Source organism: Clostridium sp. Marseille-P7770 (genome assembly GCF_902143525.1).
Lineage (GTDB): Bacteria > Bacillota > Clostridia > Lachnospirales > Lachnospiraceae > Pilosibacter.
Genome location: NZ_CABFVC010000004.1, coordinates 1 through 14,736, shown reverse-complemented (window position 1 = coordinate 14,736; position 14,736 = coordinate 1). Strand labels below are relative to the sequence as shown.

Annotated in this window: 19 protein-coding genes and 1 pseudogene; all 20 read left to right on the top strand. The window is 48.9% G+C overall.

Going from position 1 to position 14,736, the window contains the following annotated elements:
- Positions 1-61: 61 nt before the first annotated feature.
- The 20 genes and pseudogenes from ltrA to FN001_RS10115 all read left to right on the top strand — a co-directional run bounded on the left by ltrA (position 62) and on the right by FN001_RS10115 (position 14,254).
- Positions 62-1,357 (top strand): group II intron reverse transcriptase/maturase, encoded by a 1,296-nt coding sequence (ltrA, locus tag FN001_RS10215; RefSeq protein WP_142411763.1) that lies wholly within the window; start codon positions 62-64, stop codon positions 1,355-1,357.
- Between the two features lie 130 nt (positions 1,358-1,487).
- Positions 1,488-1,823 carry a hypothetical protein gene (locus FN001_RS10210; protein ID WP_142411762.1) on the top strand — a complete coding sequence of 112 codons (336 nt, stop codon included), beginning with the start codon at positions 1,488-1,490 and terminating at the stop codon, positions 1,821-1,823.
- 237 nt (positions 1,824-2,060) lie between these two features.
- On the top strand, positions 2,061-2,300 hold the full coding sequence (locus FN001_RS10200) for a hypothetical protein (RefSeq protein ID WP_243121990.1): 240 nt from the start codon (positions 2,061-2,063) through the stop codon (positions 2,298-2,300).
- A gap of 78 nt (positions 2,301-2,378) precedes the next feature.
- A complete protein-coding gene (locus tag FN001_RS10195; RefSeq protein ID WP_142411760.1) occupies positions 2,379-3,395 on the top strand; it encodes an O-acetyl-ADP-ribose deacetylase in 1,017 nt (338 codons plus the stop codon).
- 109 nt (positions 3,396-3,504) lie between these two features.
- Positions 3,505-4,011: pseudogene (locus FN001_RS10190) on the top strand (vWA domain-containing protein); the annotation flags it as partial.
- A 354-nt stretch (positions 4,012-4,365) separates the two neighbouring features.
- On the top strand, positions 4,366-5,010 hold the full coding sequence (locus FN001_RS10180; protein ID WP_486463511.1) for a class I SAM-dependent methyltransferase: 645 nt from the start codon (positions 4,366-4,368) through the stop codon (positions 5,008-5,010).
- Position 5,011: 1 nt separating this feature from the next.
- Complete coding sequence (locus FN001_RS10175; protein WP_142411758.1) at positions 5,012-5,617, top strand: class I SAM-dependent methyltransferase; 606 nt, start codon at positions 5,012-5,014, stop codon at positions 5,615-5,617.
- Between the two features lie 67 nt (positions 5,618-5,684).
- Positions 5,685-5,876, top strand: coding sequence for a hypothetical protein (locus tag FN001_RS10170; protein ID WP_185911896.1), 192 nt, complete (start codon positions 5,685-5,687; stop codon positions 5,874-5,876).
- Positions 5,873-6,634, top strand: a complete 762-nt coding sequence (locus FN001_RS10165; protein WP_142411757.1) for an alpha/beta hydrolase — start codon at positions 5,873-5,875, stop codon at positions 6,632-6,634. Before FN001_RS10170 ends, FN001_RS10165 begins: the two co-directional genes overlap by 4 nt.
- 95 nt (positions 6,635-6,729) lie before the next feature.
- Positions 6,730-7,593: an MBL fold metallo-hydrolase gene (locus FN001_RS10155; RefSeq protein WP_142411756.1), complete on the top strand. Its 864-nt coding sequence runs from the start codon at positions 6,730-6,732 to the stop codon at positions 7,591-7,593.
- Positions 7,590-7,898, top strand: a complete 309-nt coding sequence (locus tag FN001_RS10150; RefSeq protein ID WP_142411755.1) for a hypothetical protein — start codon at positions 7,590-7,592, stop codon at positions 7,896-7,898. The genes FN001_RS10155 and FN001_RS10150 overlap by 4 nt, the downstream gene beginning before the upstream one ends.
- On the top strand, positions 7,898-8,068 hold the full coding sequence (locus FN001_RS18105) for a hypothetical protein (RefSeq protein ID WP_181968071.1): 171 nt from the start codon (positions 7,898-7,900) through the stop codon (positions 8,066-8,068). The genes FN001_RS10150 and FN001_RS18105 overlap by 1 nt, the downstream gene beginning before the upstream one ends.
- Before the next feature lie 11 nt (positions 8,069-8,079).
- Positions 8,080-8,922, top strand: a complete 843-nt coding sequence (locus tag FN001_RS10145) for a class I SAM-dependent methyltransferase (protein WP_142411754.1) — start codon at positions 8,080-8,082, stop codon at positions 8,920-8,922.
- Complete coding sequence (locus FN001_RS10140; protein ID WP_142411753.1) at positions 8,919-9,845, top strand: ketopantoate reductase family protein; 927 nt, start codon at positions 8,919-8,921, stop codon at positions 9,843-9,845. The genes FN001_RS10145 and FN001_RS10140 overlap by 4 nt, the downstream gene beginning before the upstream one ends.
- Entirely contained in the window at positions 9,842-10,474 is a 633-nt protein-coding gene (locus FN001_RS10135) for an L-2-amino-thiazoline-4-carboxylic acid hydrolase (RefSeq protein WP_142411752.1), read from the top strand. Before FN001_RS10140 ends, FN001_RS10135 begins: the two co-directional genes overlap by 4 nt.
- A gap of 22 nt (positions 10,475-10,496) precedes the next feature.
- Positions 10,497-12,254 (top strand): ABC transporter ATP-binding protein, encoded by a 1,758-nt coding sequence (locus FN001_RS10130; protein WP_185911895.1) that lies wholly within the window; start codon positions 10,497-10,499, stop codon positions 12,252-12,254.
- Between the two features lie 315 nt (positions 12,255-12,569).
- Positions 12,570-12,764: a hypothetical protein gene (locus FN001_RS10125; protein ID WP_142411751.1), complete on the top strand. Its 195-nt coding sequence runs from the start codon at positions 12,570-12,572 to the stop codon at positions 12,762-12,764.
- The gene (locus FN001_RS10120) at positions 12,757-13,185 is read left to right on the top strand and encodes a flavodoxin (protein WP_142411750.1); all 429 of its coding nucleotides are present in this window, start codon (positions 12,757-12,759) and stop codon (positions 13,183-13,185) included. The genes FN001_RS10125 and FN001_RS10120 overlap by 8 nt, the downstream gene beginning before the upstream one ends.
- A gap of 11 nt (positions 13,186-13,196) precedes the next feature.
- Positions 13,197-13,352 carry a hypothetical protein gene (locus FN001_RS18100; RefSeq protein ID WP_185911894.1) on the top strand — a complete coding sequence of 52 codons (156 nt, stop codon included), beginning with the start codon at positions 13,197-13,199 and terminating at the stop codon, positions 13,350-13,352.
- Positions 13,349-14,254: an MBL fold metallo-hydrolase gene (locus FN001_RS10115; protein WP_142411749.1), complete on the top strand. Its 906-nt coding sequence runs from the start codon at positions 13,349-13,351 to the stop codon at positions 14,252-14,254. Before FN001_RS18100 ends, FN001_RS10115 begins: the two co-directional genes overlap by 4 nt.
- Positions 14,255-14,736 lie beyond the last annotated feature (482 nt).

The following is a 14,736-nucleotide window of genomic DNA, read 5'->3' as shown; positions in this document are numbered from 1 at the left end:
GGATTGCATAGTAAAGGTCTTACTGAGGACACATTATCCGTACTCAGGGACGGAGGAAATAATGGAAACGAAATTAGTAAGAATAGCTGAGATATCGGCAACATCAAAACATCCTATATTTACATCAGTGTACCACTTGATAAATGAAGATATGCTAAAGCAATGCCATAAGGAATTAGATGGAAACAAAGCAGTCGGAATTGACAAGGTGACCAAGGATGAGTATGGGAAGAATCTTGATAGAAATATCAAGGAACTAGTACAGAGGTTGAAAAACAAATCCTTTAAGCCACTTCCGTCACTGAGGGTATATATACCCAAAGGAAATGGAAAGAAACGACCATTAGGGATTGCTTCCTATGAGGATAAGATTGTACAAATGGCAGTGAAGAAAATACTGGGAGCTATTTATGAACCGAGATTCCTAAACTGCATGTATGGATTCAGACCAAACAGGGGGTGTCACGAAGCAATAAAAGAGGCATACCAACGGATAAGCTATGGAAAAATCAGCTATATCGTAGATGCTGATATCAAAGGTTTCTTTGACCATATCGACCATGAGTGGATGATGAAGTTTCTTGAATGGAATATACAGGATAAGAACTTACTGTGGCTAATACGTAAATACCTTAAAGCAGGAATAATGGAGCAAGGAAAATTTGAGCCGACAGAAGAAGGTTCGGCACAAGGTTCAGTAATGAGTCCGATGCTTGCGAATATATACATGCATCATGTGCTGACACTGTGGTTTAAATTTGTAGTGCAGAAGGAAATGCAGGGAGAGTGTTTTCTTGTTAACTTTGCAGATGATTTTGTTGCAGGATTTCAATATAAGTCAGAAGCTGAAAGATACTATAAAGAGTTAAAAGAACGAATGGAAAAGTTTGGTCTGGAGCTTGAGGATAGTAAAAGCAGGCTGATTGAGTTTGGGAGATTTGCGGAGCAGAATCGCAAGGCTAGAGGGGAACGAAAACCGGAAACATTTGATTTCTTAGGATTTACTTTCTACTGTAGTAAAACCCGAAAAGGTGGTTTTGCACCCAAAGTACAGACTTCAAGAAAGAAGTTTGAGCAAAAGGTTAGAGCATACAAGAACTGGATTTATGATAATCGAAATCGACCGATGCGAGAAATAATCAAAGAGTTGAACGTAAAGTTAATTGGACACTATCGGTATTATGGTGTTACATGGAATTTTCGGAAGACAACAACATTTCTGCATAGAGTACAACAGTTTCTATTCAAAGCCATGAATCGGAGAGGATGTAGACGAGCATACACATGGAATGGATTTGGGGAAATGCTCAAGTATTACCCATTAGCGAAGCCTAAAACGTACTATTGTTTGTATTGAAGCGAATGTTACTATGAGGAGCCGTATGCGGGAAAGCCGCACGTACGGATCTGTGAGGGGCTAAGATTGAGAGGTCTTAGTCTACTCGACTGTTTAATTGGATAAATCGGTATTTTTAGGAGGAGGTCAGATGAAACAAAAGCGTTTGATTCTGTGCTTTGCAGCGTTTATTCTGGTGTTGATTTTGATTTATTCCAATATTCAGAGAAATCATACCTTTACCCTTTCAAACGACGAAGGCACATTAAAGTCGGAGCAAATACAGCCGCTTTTTGGGGGTGTAAAAGTAAGCGGAGATTGCGATACAGATGTGATTTTTACCGATGTTGAAACAGGAGAGCAATATATAATCGGGTACATTACGTACGGAGTAACAGAAAAAATCACTCTCGAAAGAGGAAAATGGTATAAGGTAGAGGGCGGCGGTAATCTCGTTCTGAATCCGGTAAATGTTCGAATTGAGTAATTTCACGTTTGGAGAATTGAGAAAATCGGAATTCGGAAAGGGATGCACTGCTATGCTGAGAAAGTTGAATTGTTTTTTAAACATCGTTATTGGTTCATTCATAGGAGTTTTCATTGGGTTCGGAATTTATAAGTTCTGGCACTTTAAAACCTATCCAAATTTATATGCCATGCAGTCTGCGCCGTGGTACACAGAGTTACTGTTGGATGGTGTCTTGGTGGCTGGTGTGGTGGTCGTATGTATTATCCTAAAGCTGGTTATTTGGAGAAAGTTAAAGCCATCTCTCGATGGAAAGATGTTGTGACCAATAGCTTGCTGAATTCGCAGGTGCAAGTGGCCGTAGAGATGTGGAGATACAATCCACGAAAATTGTTCACACGAAATACTGTAGACGAACTTTCTTTGGCATTGGCATTGCGAGAAGATGCAGATGAACGGGTTCACGAAGCAATAGAAGAAATGCTGAATGAATTGTAGAGGAAGATAGATGGTTACAGGGATTGATAGCTTTAAGGAAGAATGGTATTTTCCGTCTGACGAATGGGGGTATGCTTCATGCCATTGCAGATTATCAGAAACGATATTACAAAAATGAGTGTTGATGCAATCGTCAATGCTGCCAATACTTCTCTTTTGGGCGGCGGTGGTGTGGACGGCTGCATTCATCGTGCCGCCGGACCGGAGCTGCTTACAGAGTGCAGTACGCTGCATGGCTGCGAGACAGGCAGCGCAAAAATCACAAAGGCATACCGCTTGCCCTGCAAATATGTGATCCATGCAGTCGGTCCACGTTGGCGGGATGGCAAGCATCGGGAACAGGAGCTTCTGGAATCCTGTTATCGGACATCTCTGAACCTGGCAAAAGAAAATGGCTGTCAGTCGGTGGCCTTTCCACTGATTTCCTCCGGCATTTACGGCTATCCAAAAGACCAGGCTCTGAAGGTTGCAGTCGATACCATCAGTACGTTCCTGATGGAAAATGAGATGATGGTCTACATCGTTATTTTTGACCGAAAGGCATATCAGATTAGCGGAAAACTTTTTGCTGATATCGCGGCGTACATAGATGACCGGTATGTGGAGGAACATACCGACAGACGGGCAGAACAGAGACGGCGGCTCGAAGCGTTGTCAGAGGAATCCTGCTTTGAAGCGGCCCCTGCTCCGCTGCCGCCCGAAGCAATCTGTAAATCTTGCAGCAGTCAATCTTTGGAAGAGGCATTAGGACAGATTGATGAGAGCTTTTCGGAAATGCTGCTGCGGAAGATTGATGAAAGCGGCATGACGGATGCCCAGTGCTACAAGAAGGCAAACATTGACCGGAAGTTCTTCTCAAAGATCCGTTCGGATAAATTCTATAAGCCATCCAAACCTACGGTGCTGGCATTTGCCCTAGCTTTGGAACTGCCGCTTGCCCAGATGCAGGAGATGCTGGGTAAGGCAGGCTTTACCTTTTCCCATTCGAGCAAATTCGACATCATTGTAGAATATTTTGTCGAACGGGGAAACTACAATGTGTATGAAATCAACGAGGCACTGTTTGCTTTTGACCAGAGCCTGATTGGAGCATAAGGACAAAGAAATGTCGATTTCCATGCGACCACTCCACAAAAGAAAATCGCTATACTATGGCTGTAAGGTACGAAACCGAGCAGCCATAATCTTTTGGGAGGACAAGTGTATGAGAAAGAATTTAACAGAGATCGTTTTTATCTTAGACCGCAGCGGTTCCATGAGCGGATTAGAACGGGATACCATCGGCGGATTCAATTCTATGATTGAGCAGCAGAAAAAAGCAAAGGGCGAAGCACTGGTCTCAACGGTATTGTTTGACAATGTGAGCGAAGTCCTGCACGATCGTGTAAATGTAATGGACGTCCGACCAATGACTGACCGTGATTACACGGTTCGCGGCTGCACAGCACTCTTAGATACCATCGGCGGTGCGATTCATCACATTGGAAATGTTCACAAGTACGCAAGACCGGAGGATGTGCCGGAACACACCATGTTTGTAATCACTACGGACGGAATGGAAAATGCCAGCCGCCGGTACAACAGCGAAAAAGTGAAGCAGATGATCGAGCGACAGAAAGCAAAATACGGTTGGGAGTTTTTGTTCCTTGGTGCTAATATTGACGCAGTAGAGACTGCAAGTCAGTTCGGAATCGGCGCAGATCGTGCAGTGAAGTCAAAAATGATCTTCTGAGCATTATTTCGGAGTTGTCTACGATTGCGAAGAAAATCTAATCGTGCTCTGCGTTTGGAAATGACAAAATAGAGATACTATACCATTGCAAAAAAGAAGTGAGCACGATATAATATGGATAAGAAGGCAAAAGTCACCGCAATGGTGTGAAAATAGATTTTGGCTGTTTCCATAAGGAGTAGATCGAGAGGCGTTATCCTCAGTGGCTGAAAATACAGATGTGTGATGCTTGCAGCAAGCTATTTGTATAAGCCGAAAGGCCGCAGAAATGCGGCTTTTCCTAAATACGTGAGTTAGCTGAATCTAACTTACCAATGCGCGCGTGCTGGTTAGATGAATCTAACCGCAAAAGGAGAGACAGCAATGCGAGAACACAAGAATTTCTGGGACAGAAATGCAGGTCTGTATGACTGCTTTATGCGAAAAGACAGAGAAGTATATGAAAAAATGTATGAGCGGATCCGGCCGGTCGTGAAAGACAAAACAGTGCTGGAGCTGGCTACTGGAACGGGGCTGATCGCCAGGCATATCGTAAATGCGGCGGCACACATCGAGGCGACGGATGCTTCTCCGGAAATGATTACAGAGGCCAGGCGGGGAAATTGCTCTGCGAAGCTGCACTTTTCCGTGCAGGATATGTTTTCTCTGCCATACGCAGGCAATTCATTTGATGTGGTGATCGTATCCAACGCATTGCACATCGTGCCGCAGCCAGAGAAATCACTGCGAGAAATCAAACGGGTGCTGAAGGACGATGGTGTGTTGATCGCGCCAACCTTTACTCACGCGGAAAATTCACTTAGAGGAAGGATCAAAGCCTATTTTATGAGATTGGCAGGCTTCCCTCTGCATAGCAGGTGGACGAGCGAGGAGTATCTGAGTTTTCTGCGGCAGAACGGGTGGAGGGTGCGAAAAAGCGCTGTGCTGAAAGCGTCCTTTCCGCTGACCTATGCCGAATGTGTGAAATCGGAGGTGTGATATGTCCTTTTTTGAAAACACCCGAAAGCCCGTAGGCCTTGGCGGGAAAATCATGGTTGCTATGATGAACTTTGGACACAGCGCAATGGCAGAATGGGGGCTGCGCTTTTTACAGCCTGCCCAGGATGCCATGGTGCTGGACTGCGGCTGCGGCGGTGGAGCGAACATTAAAACGCTGTTGAAACTGTGTCCCAAAGGCAGGGTGCAGGGCATTGACTACTCAGCCGTCAGCGTGGAAAAAGCGCGAAAAGTCAATGCCAGAGCCATTGCGGCAGGACGGTGCAACGTGCAGCAGGCAAGCGTGACAGAGCTGCCGTTTGAAGCGGAGCAGTTTGAAGTAGTGACCGCCTTTGAAACGGTCTATTTCTGGCCGGAGCTTGCACAGAATTTCAGAGAGGTCTATCGGGTGCTGAAGCCCGGTGGGGTCTTTTTCATCTGCAATGAAGCAAACGGCGAAACGACAAAAGACGACAAATGGACGCAGATCATCGATGGCATGACCATCTACAAGGACAGCCAACTGAAAGCGTTTTTAGAGCAGGCGGGTTTTCAAAATATTCAGATACACAAAAGAAAAAACTGGCTTTGCGTCACGGCACAGAAATAGGATGCAGTGGTGAACCATCCGGCATCAGAAGGGCAATTGTAATGCGGAAAAATGAGGAGGAACCCCTATGGAGCGAAAAGAAACGATCCGCAGCGCCTACTGGTTCGTCCGGCACATCTATGAAAAGACGGGGTTCTTTACACCGCCCTATGAAAAGACAGCCAGCTTGAAAAAACGGTTGAAAAAACGGTACGCAACCGTAACACTGGGAACAGTGAAGAGCATGGCATGGTTTGCCTGCCGGAAAGGACTACGATGAAATTTAAGACATTTGGAAATCGGAATGATCCCGCTGTTTTGTTTTTTCATGCAATGGGCGTGACGGGGGAGAGCAGCGAACCGGTCGCGAACTATTTACAGGATCGGTATTTCTGCATTTTACCCACCTCCACCGTGTACTGCAAAGGGCAGAAATATGTCAGCAAGGCAGACGAGGTTCGTCAGGTGGAAGCATATCTGAAATTGCAGGGAGTGGAATACCTTGAGCTGGTTGTGGCTTCTTCGATCGGTGCCGATCTTGCCATGGCGTTTTTGACAAGCACGAAGCTGCCTATTGGACACGTTTTTTTCGACGGCGGGCAGTTTGCACAAATCGGAAAAGGCACGCGCCGCATGATGACACCGTTTTTGTATTTCGCTATCAGAAGCCTGTATTGGTCGAAAGGCGGCACACTGAAAAAGATCCTGTGGTGTGATGATGATTCCATAAAGTCGTATTTTATAGCCGCAGGGAAAAATCTGACCTATACAAATTTGCGGCGGCATATTCTGGACAGCTTGGAGGATAAACCCTTTCCGTCCCTTCCCGAAGAACTGCAAAGGCATATCTATTTCGAGTTTGGCAGCATAGAAGATCATTTCAAATACCGTCAGGCGGTGATGAAAGCCTATCCCTGCGGCAATTATCCCGTGTTTGAAGGATACGATCATATGCAATATCAGATACGTGATCCGAAAGGCTTTGCTGAAATACTGACATATATCGCCGAGCATGACAGTATGCCGAAGCTGCCCTGAAAGTATATCTGGAGCAGGCAGGATTTTGTCAGATTCAGAGCCACAAAAACAAAAAGGGCTGGCTGTGCATCGCAGCACAGAAATGAGGTGTAATCATGTCGAAAAAAGCAACGGAATTTCAAAGAAAAGCAATGAGCCGGATGTACCGGGGCAAGGAGATCTTCAAGCCTTTGAACACCGGCTGGATCGATGAGGATGTCGCTTGCGTGCGGGAGTGGGTGGCAAATATCTTCTTTTACCACAAGGGCGATACCACCATTATGATCGATGCCGGATACAACTATGACCGGTTGGCAGAGAAGATGCACTGGCTGGGGATCGACCCGCATTCCATCCGGCACATCCTCATCACCCATCAGGACACCGACCATGTGGGTGCGGTGGAGGCTGACAGTCCGGGATTGTTTCGGGATGCAAAGCTGTACATAGGCGAGGTTGAGAACCGGTATCTCACCGGCGAGGTGCGGCGAAAAGTCATCTATCATCTCTATAAATTGCCGCAGGTCACGATCAACAACGAAAAGGTACTGCTGCACGATGGGCAGATACTTGACATTGACGGCATCAAAATCGAGTGCTTTCTGGTTCCCGGTCATACATGGGGGCACATGGTATACCTTGTGGACGGGAAATATCTCTTTACCGGCGATACCCTCTGGTTTGGCGCGGACGGCGGCTACAGCTTCATTTCCTCGCTGGCGGAGGACAATAAGCTGGCTGTGCAGTCACTGGCGGAGCTGGAGCGGAAACTGCGCGCACGTGGGCTGCATCCATATTTCATCACCGGTCACACGGGATGGACGGACAATTTTGCCTTTGCGTTTGCCCACAAGGACAAGCGCTGTTCACCATTCAAAAAACGAGTACACGACCCATCGGCGCCCTATGATGCCTACGACGAATCGGACGACACCGAAGAAAATGCAAAGAGCGGTTTTCTGAAAGGCGTGGGAAGATGAAGGACAGCGAATTACAAATTGACCGTAGCTGCCATGTGCTATATTCCAAACCCTGCAAAAAGGAAATTCTGGCGAAAATCACTCTGCACTATCCGGAGGTGGAGCACGAGGCGGTTTGGGAGCAGGTGCAGCTGAGATACGCAGAGCTTCTTTCCAAGTGGCGCACCGACCTCGGCGGTAAAAAGAATTTTCACAACGGTGTGTCCGGCTGCCGATGCGACTATACCATCTGCGGCGATAAGGATCCGTACGTAAAGGAACATCCCGAATACCGGGATGAAAACGGATACAGGAGGAATAAGTAATGCTTTTACAGGTGATTCTGGAAGGTCTTGGGTTGGGGGCTTTGCTGGTTCTTGTCTGTGCTGTGGGCATCTGCAAAGGGGCTGTTGGAATGGTGCATCTTTACAGCCCGGTGGGCATGGCAGTCATAGCGATGGTGCTGGCGGCAATGATGACTATTTTTACTCACTGAGGAAGGAACCTATGAAATACAAAATCGAGAAAAACACCGTGCAGGAGACGCTGATTCTCCCGCTTTATTCCCGGAAGCTGTGTACCGAACTGTACCCAAACCTTTACCGGGACGAAACGGCGGTGCGTCTGATCGACCAGATCGACTACGACTTTTCAGAGGCAGAGAAAAATTCTCGCAGCCTGATGCAGCGTTTCGGTGCGCTGGAGGTCGCCATGCGGCAGAATGACCTTGCCTTTGAGGTGCAGGCGTACCTAAAAACGCACCCCTGCGCAGCGGTGGTCAATTTGGGCTGCGGGCTGGACAACACCGGCAAAGCCTGCGACAACGGCAGATGCAAGATCTACAATCTGGACTTCCCGGATGTGATTGCCCTGCGGGAGCAGCTGCTGCCCTCTGGGGAGCGGGAGCAAAACATCCCCTGCGACCTGAAAGACCCCGCATGGTTTGACAAGATCGATGCCTCCGGCGGGGCGGTGTTCTTTGCCTCCGGGGTGTTCTATTACTTCCTGACCCAGCAGGTTCGGGAACTGGTGCAGGGGATGGCGGACGCTTTCCCCAGCGGGGTGCTGGTATTTGACGCAGCCAATCGGACGGCGGTGAAGATGATCGCTAAAACGTGGCTCAGGACGGCGAAAATCAAGGATGTAGGGGCGTACTTCGCGGTTTCGGATGCTCCCAAGGAGATTGGCGAGTGGGACAACCGCTTGCAAGTGACAAGCCGGGGCTATATGCTGGGTTACAACGATTTGAGAGACCCTTCTGTCAGCGGCTTTTTCCGACTTCTCGCAAGGGTCGGGGACAACGGGATGAAAATGCAGATCGTGAAGATCAGATTTGGAGGCAAGCTATGAAAATTCTGGTATATGGTGCGGGCGTTCTGGGCTGCAATCTGGCAAGGAATCTGCTGCGCGCCGGAAAGGATGTCACCCTGCTTGCGCGGGGAAACTGGGCAGCAGAAATCAAGCGGAACGGCCTGCGGATCAAGGATAAGTTTTCGCTTTACACCTCGGTCAGCCGCATTCCGGTGGTGACGGAGCTTGCGCCGGATGCAAAGTACGATGTGATCTTTGTGGTCCTGCGCTATACACAGCTGGATTCCGCTCTGGACACGCTGCGGGCGAATCGGACGAAAAACATCGTTTTTGTGGGGAACAATGTGCAGGCGAGGGCGCTGGCGGCGGCACTGCCGGAAAAGAACGTCCTGTTTGCCTTTGCGCTTTCTGCCGGGCATCGGGAGGCTGACCGGGTGGTCTCCATCGACCTGAAGAAGATCACCATCGGGCAGCTGACGGATGCAAAGTCCAATAAACAGTTGATCGGGCGCATCTTCCACGGCACAAAATACAAGGTCGTTTACGAGCCGAACATGGAGGATTATCTGCTCTGCCATGCTGCGTTCGTGATGCCGGCGGCCTTCGCCTGCTATAAAACGGACGGTGACCTGAAAAAGCTCAGGGGAGATACCGCGTACCTGAACCGTGTGCTGGATGCCAACATCGAGGGATACCGCGCCATCCGAGATGCCGGGCACACCATTCTGCCCAAGGAGGATACAGACTTTGAAGGGGAGAAATACCGCAAGACCTGCCTGCGCTTTTTCAAGCTGATGTGTGCCACCTCGCTGGGCAAACTCTGCGCCTCCGATCATGCTATGAACGCCATCGACGAAATGAGTGCGCTGAACAGGGATCTCAAAAAGTTTTTCGATGAGCATGGTGCAGCCTACCCAGTGTGGCAGGCGCTGGAAGCGGAAGCCGGGAGGTATCTGCGATGAAGTATGCCGGAATGCCCTTTGGGATGTGGGTGCTGTTTGCCGGCTCCTTTCAAAAGCAGCTGATCGCGGTGCTGGGCTATGATGCAGTTACCGCAAAAGCCATCACGAAAAAGGCGAAGCCGCAATACCGGCAGATCATTCGCAGGCTGCCGGAGTTTGAAAAGGCTGACCGTTTCAAAATGAATCTGGTCAATTGCGCCATGATCGGGGCGTTCATTCTCTCCATGCCGCAGCGCCCGGAGGTGGACAGGCTGACGGATTACTACGCAAAATCCATGATGACAGCGCCCATGCAGTGGTTCTGCCGCAAGAGCGGAAAAAGCAAATTCACCCCAAAGGATATTGCCGCTATGAAGGAAACCGCCGATCTAAAAGCCGCCGACCGCAACCCCTACTCGTGGAACATGGAGTTTTACGAATACCCGGATGGCAGCGGCTACGAGGGACGCTTTACCAAATGCGGCATCTGTGTGCTGATGAAGGAGCTGGGGCTGTATGACCTGACCCCCGCCCTGTGCCATCTGGACTACACCATGAGCGAAGCGGGCGGCGTGACCGACTTTGTGCGGCAGTACACCCTTGCCTCCGGCGGACCCTACTGTGACTGCGGGTACAAAAAGAAAGGGTAATTTATTTGAAGGAGGTCTTTTCGTGAAAAAACAGTCCGATCTTTCCCGGCTGATGAGTTATGCCGGGACCTACCGATATTTCACCTACGCTTCGTGGGTGCTGTCTGCAATCAGTGCACTGGTGGCGCTGATGCCATTCGTATACATTTGGAAAATCCTGCGGGATGTGTTGAAGACCGCTCCGGACTACGCGCAGGCGGTAAACATTCCCCATTATGGCTGGATGGCAGTGCTATTCGCAGTGATGTCCTACCTCATTTACATTGCGGCATTGATGTGTTCCCATCTGTCGGCGTTCCGGGTGGCGACGAATCTGCGACTGGCAGTGTCGGAGCATCTGGCAGTGCTGCCGCTGGGCTTCACCGAGACCTTCGGCAGCGGTAAGCTGCGCAAGATCATCCACGAGAGCACCGGAGCCGCCGAGACCTATCTTGCCCACCAGCTTCCCGACCAGTACAATGCCATCGCCACCCCGGTGGGGCTGCTGGTTTTGCTGCTGGCGTTCGATTGGCGGCTGGGGCTATTGAGCCTTGCACCGGTGGTGCTGGCTTTCCTCATTATGGCGACCATGACCGGCAAGCGGATGGTTGAAAAAATGCGGCAGTACGGAAACGCCTTGGAGGCTATGTCTAACGAGGCAGTGGAATACGTCCGGGGCATTCCGGTGGTCAAGACCTTCGGGCAGAGTGTGTTTTCCTTCAAAAAGTTCAAGGCCACCATTGATGAGTACGAAAAGTGGGTCGTCTCCTACACCAAAGACCTGCGCCTGCCCATGATGTTCTACACCGCCGCCGTCAATGGTGTATTCGCCTTTTTGATCGCTGGCGGGCTGCTGTTTACGGCCCACGGTGTCACGCCGGAGTTTCTGCTGAACCTACTGTTTTACATCATCATCACCCCGGTAATCTCCCTGACGCTGACCCGCATAATGTACATGAGCGAGAACAAAATGGTGGTGGCAGATGCGCTGGCACGCATCGACTCGGTGCTGGAGGCAGTGCCGATGCAGGTGCGGGAGGTTCCTCAGCACCCGCAGGATGCTTCTGTTATACTGCAGGACGTGCATTTTGGCTACGACGGCAAAATCGAGGTCATCAAGGGCGTTTCGCTGGAGATTCAGCCGGGGCAGACCGTGGCTTTTGTAGGCCCCTCCGGCGGCGGCAAAACTACCGTTTCCCGGCTGGCGGCACGGTTCTGGGATTACCAGAAGGGCAGCATCACCGTGGGCGGCATGGAGGTTTCCCGAATTGACCCGGAAAAGCTCATGAGCTTGTATTCCATCGTGTTTCAGGATGTGACTCTGTTTGAAAACACGATCCTGGAAAATATTCGTCTGGGCCGAAAAGGGGCCACCGACGAGGAAGTCCTTGCGGCGGCAAAGCTGGCAAACTGCGCGGAATTTGCCGAGAAGCTGCCGGACAAGTGGAATACCAACATCGGCGAGAACGGCTGCGCCCTTTCCGGCGGCGAGCGGCAGCGCATCTCCATCGCCCGCGCCTTCCTGAAGGATGCGCCCATCATCCTGCTGGACGAAGCCACCGCCAGTCTGGATGTGGAAAACGAAACTGCCATTCAGGAAGCACTGTCGCGTCTGATCAAGGATAAAACAGTTCTCATTATCGCCCACCGGATGCGCACCGTAGCAGGGGCGGACAAAATCGTGGCGCTGTCCGATGGCGTGGTGGTCGAACAGGGAGCACCCGATGTACTTTATGCCCGGAACGGCCAGTACACCCACATGGTGGATCTGCAGACCGAAAGCCAGCGCTGGGCCATCTGACCCAATTCAAAAACAGCCCCGCGGCACAACAAAAAAGGACATCTAAAAGAATAGGTGTCCTTTTTAGCACCCGAATCCGTCAGCTGACAGTCAGGTTTAAATTACTTCCTTATCACTGTTAAGCCAAGGTTTTCCGGGGTTTTCTTATACCTAGACGGGATGATGTGGTTTGACCAAATTTGGCTAAACGAGAGTGATCTGCCCCTTGACCGATAGTAACAATCGGATTATATAATCGGGTGCAACAATCGATCTATATGATCGAATTATAAAATTGTCGTAATGAAAAACAGGAAAATAAAGGAGGAAACATAGATGGTATTTTACTTTACCGGTACAGGCAACAGCCTGTATATCGCAAAACAGATCGGGGAGAATCCTGTCAGTATCCCGCAGGCAATTCACAGGGAAGAACAGACATATTCCGCAGACAGCATCGGGATCGTGGCAGGGATCAGCAAAATGCCGGCCGATGCATGGCAGCATCTGATCTACGGAGAAGATGGCTGATCATATTCAGGAACAGACAGGTGGCGACCTGCTAGAACTGGAACCGGTAAATCCTTATCCCACAGATTATCAGGAATGTGGAGATGTTGCAAAGGCAGAGCGGGATGAAAATGCCCGCCCGGAAATTTCAAACCTGCCGGAGTCAATTGCGGAATATGATACGATCTTTGTGGGATATCCCATTTGGTGGCATACTGCACCGATGATCATCGGGACATTTCTGGACAGCTTTGACCTGAACGGGGGGGAAATTTATCTTTTTAGTCAGTCTGCTTCTATGGATACCGAACAGTTTGAAAACTCCATGGAGTTTGTGAGAGAAAACGCAGATGGAGCAAATGTCCATGATGGATTGTTTGTCAATGCGGAAGATACGAATGGAATCCAGGAATATCTGACAGTAAATGGATTTGCAGAGTAGAGAGAACAATCGTGGACGAAGAGGATTTCCTTACCATCTTCATAAAACTGGATTTTTCAGAAAAAATGCGGTATCATGGAGCTCAGATGAAAAAAGAAAGTGAAAAGAGCAGGGATCATCGCCTTTTCATGAATATTAAAACTGAGTTTTGGAGAGTAATAAAATGAGCGAAGATTATATCACCTGCGTCTGCGGAGACCAGAGCCGGGCGGCGTATCTGATCAAAGGGAAAAAGAATGTCCTGTTTGATGCGGGAATGGCCTATTCGGCAGATAAGATGATCGAGAACATCAAGCGGGAACTCGGAGATCGTCCGCTTGACGCAGTACTTTTATCCCATTCGCATTATGATCACATTTCCGGCGTCCCGTTTTTGCGAAGAGAATGGCCGGAGCTTGTGGTGTATGGAAGTGCATATGCAAAAAAGATCCTGGAAAAGCCATCGGCAAAGAAGACGATGCGCGAACTCTCGGATGCGGCGGCACAGGGAGCAGGCCTCGCGAAAGCTCTGGAGTACCGTGATGAGGATCTTGTAGTGGACAAAGTGGTAAAAGAAGGCGACATCCTGGATTTTGGTGACCATAAGATCACGGTCTATGAGACGCCGGGCCATACGAAATGTTCTCTTTCCTACCTTGTGGATCAGGATGTGATCTTTGCGAGTGAGACTGTCGGCGTGACAACGAGCGAGGTGTATATGCCGTGTTATCTTGTCGGATATCAGATGTCTCTGGACGCAGTCAGAAAACTGCGCCGTGTGGGAGCAAAGAGGATCTTTATTACACATGTCGGCATCCTGACGCCGGAAGATGCAGGAACAGCACTGCTTCCGGAAATGAAAAAAGAGGAGTTCTCCCCGGAACATGTCTGGGATTATCTGGAAAGAAGGCTGAAACAGACAAAGGACGAGATCGTGGAGATCATCCGGAAATATCCGACGGAAGAAGAGCGGCTCGCGATCATGCTGAAGACATACCATAAAGGGGTGAAGCAGGAAGAACAGCCGGATTTTGCATTCCTCTTAAATGCAGCTGCGACTTTAAAGGTTGTGGAGCGGGAGTGCATGTGAAAAATGATCCTACGAATAATATGGATGTACAGACTGGATGCTGGAAGGAACGGCTGAACGCAGCGGAATGTTATACCGATAAAACCTCATTTTGTGATTGTGGAATGCGATAATACAAGATGTGGGAAGAGTATTCGTGGAAGAAAAAACTTGTAAAAACGTGCAAAAAATGGTTGACTTTTGGCCGGGGATTTGATATCATAATACTCGCCTTGAGAAACAGGGCAAAACTTATTGAGAGTCATTAAGAAAGCTTCTTAATTACCTCAAAAAAGTTTTAAAAAGTTCTTGACAAATCGAATATGATTTGATAGAATAAACGAGTTGCTTCTGAAACACAGAAACAACGAAAAACAGTTCCTTGAAAACTGAACAGTATGTAAAACCCTGAAAATTCTTATAAAAATGGTCTTTGGTTTAGACCATGAATGAGAACATTCAGAACAAAACCTAACAAAACAGTAGAACGGTTTAAAAATTAG

What these genes read in the sequence shown, in the direction of transcription:
- ltrA (WP_142411763.1), top strand. Translation starts at nt 62, where the DNA reads ATGGAAACGAAATTAGTAAGAATAGCTGAGATATCGGCAACATCAAAA.
- FN001_RS10210 (WP_142411762.1), top strand. Translation starts at nt 1,488, where the DNA reads ATGAAACAAAAGCGTTTGATTCTGTGCTTTGCAGCGTTTATTCTGGTG.
- FN001_RS10200 (WP_243121990.1), top strand. Translation starts at nt 2,061, where the DNA reads ATGTATTATCCTAAAGCTGGTTATTTGGAGAAAGTTAAAGCCATCTCT.
- FN001_RS10195 (WP_142411760.1), top strand. Translation starts at nt 2,379, where the DNA reads ATGCCATTGCAGATTATCAGAAACGATATTACAAAAATGAGTGTTGAT.
- FN001_RS10180 (WP_486463511.1), top strand. Translation starts at nt 4,366, where the DNA reads ATGAATCTAACCGCAAAAGGAGAGACAGCAATGCGAGAACACAAGAAT.
- FN001_RS10175 (WP_142411758.1), top strand. Translation starts at nt 5,012, where the DNA reads ATGTCCTTTTTTGAAAACACCCGAAAGCCCGTAGGCCTTGGCGGGAAA.
- FN001_RS10170 (WP_185911896.1), top strand. Translation starts at nt 5,685, where the DNA reads ATGGAGCGAAAAGAAACGATCCGCAGCGCCTACTGGTTCGTCCGGCAC.
- FN001_RS10165 (WP_142411757.1), top strand. Translation starts at nt 5,873, where the DNA reads ATGAAATTTAAGACATTTGGAAATCGGAATGATCCCGCTGTTTTGTTT.
- FN001_RS10155 (WP_142411756.1), top strand. Translation starts at nt 6,730, where the DNA reads ATGTCGAAAAAAGCAACGGAATTTCAAAGAAAAGCAATGAGCCGGATG.
- FN001_RS10150 (WP_142411755.1), top strand. Translation starts at nt 7,590, where the DNA reads ATGAAGGACAGCGAATTACAAATTGACCGTAGCTGCCATGTGCTATAT.
- FN001_RS18105 (WP_181968071.1), top strand. Translation starts at nt 7,898, where the DNA reads ATGCTTTTACAGGTGATTCTGGAAGGTCTTGGGTTGGGGGCTTTGCTG.
- FN001_RS10145 (WP_142411754.1), top strand. Translation starts at nt 8,080, where the DNA reads ATGAAATACAAAATCGAGAAAAACACCGTGCAGGAGACGCTGATTCTC.
- FN001_RS10140 (WP_142411753.1), top strand. Translation starts at nt 8,919, where the DNA reads ATGAAAATTCTGGTATATGGTGCGGGCGTTCTGGGCTGCAATCTGGCA.
- FN001_RS10135 (WP_142411752.1), top strand. Translation starts at nt 9,842, where the DNA reads ATGAAGTATGCCGGAATGCCCTTTGGGATGTGGGTGCTGTTTGCCGGC.
- FN001_RS10125 (WP_142411751.1), top strand. Translation starts at nt 12,570, where the DNA reads ATGGTATTTTACTTTACCGGTACAGGCAACAGCCTGTATATCGCAAAA.
- FN001_RS10120 (WP_142411750.1), top strand. Translation starts at nt 12,757, where the DNA reads ATGGCTGATCATATTCAGGAACAGACAGGTGGCGACCTGCTAGAACTG.
- FN001_RS10115 (WP_142411749.1), top strand. Translation starts at nt 13,349, where the DNA reads ATGAGCGAAGATTATATCACCTGCGTCTGCGGAGACCAGAGCCGGGCG.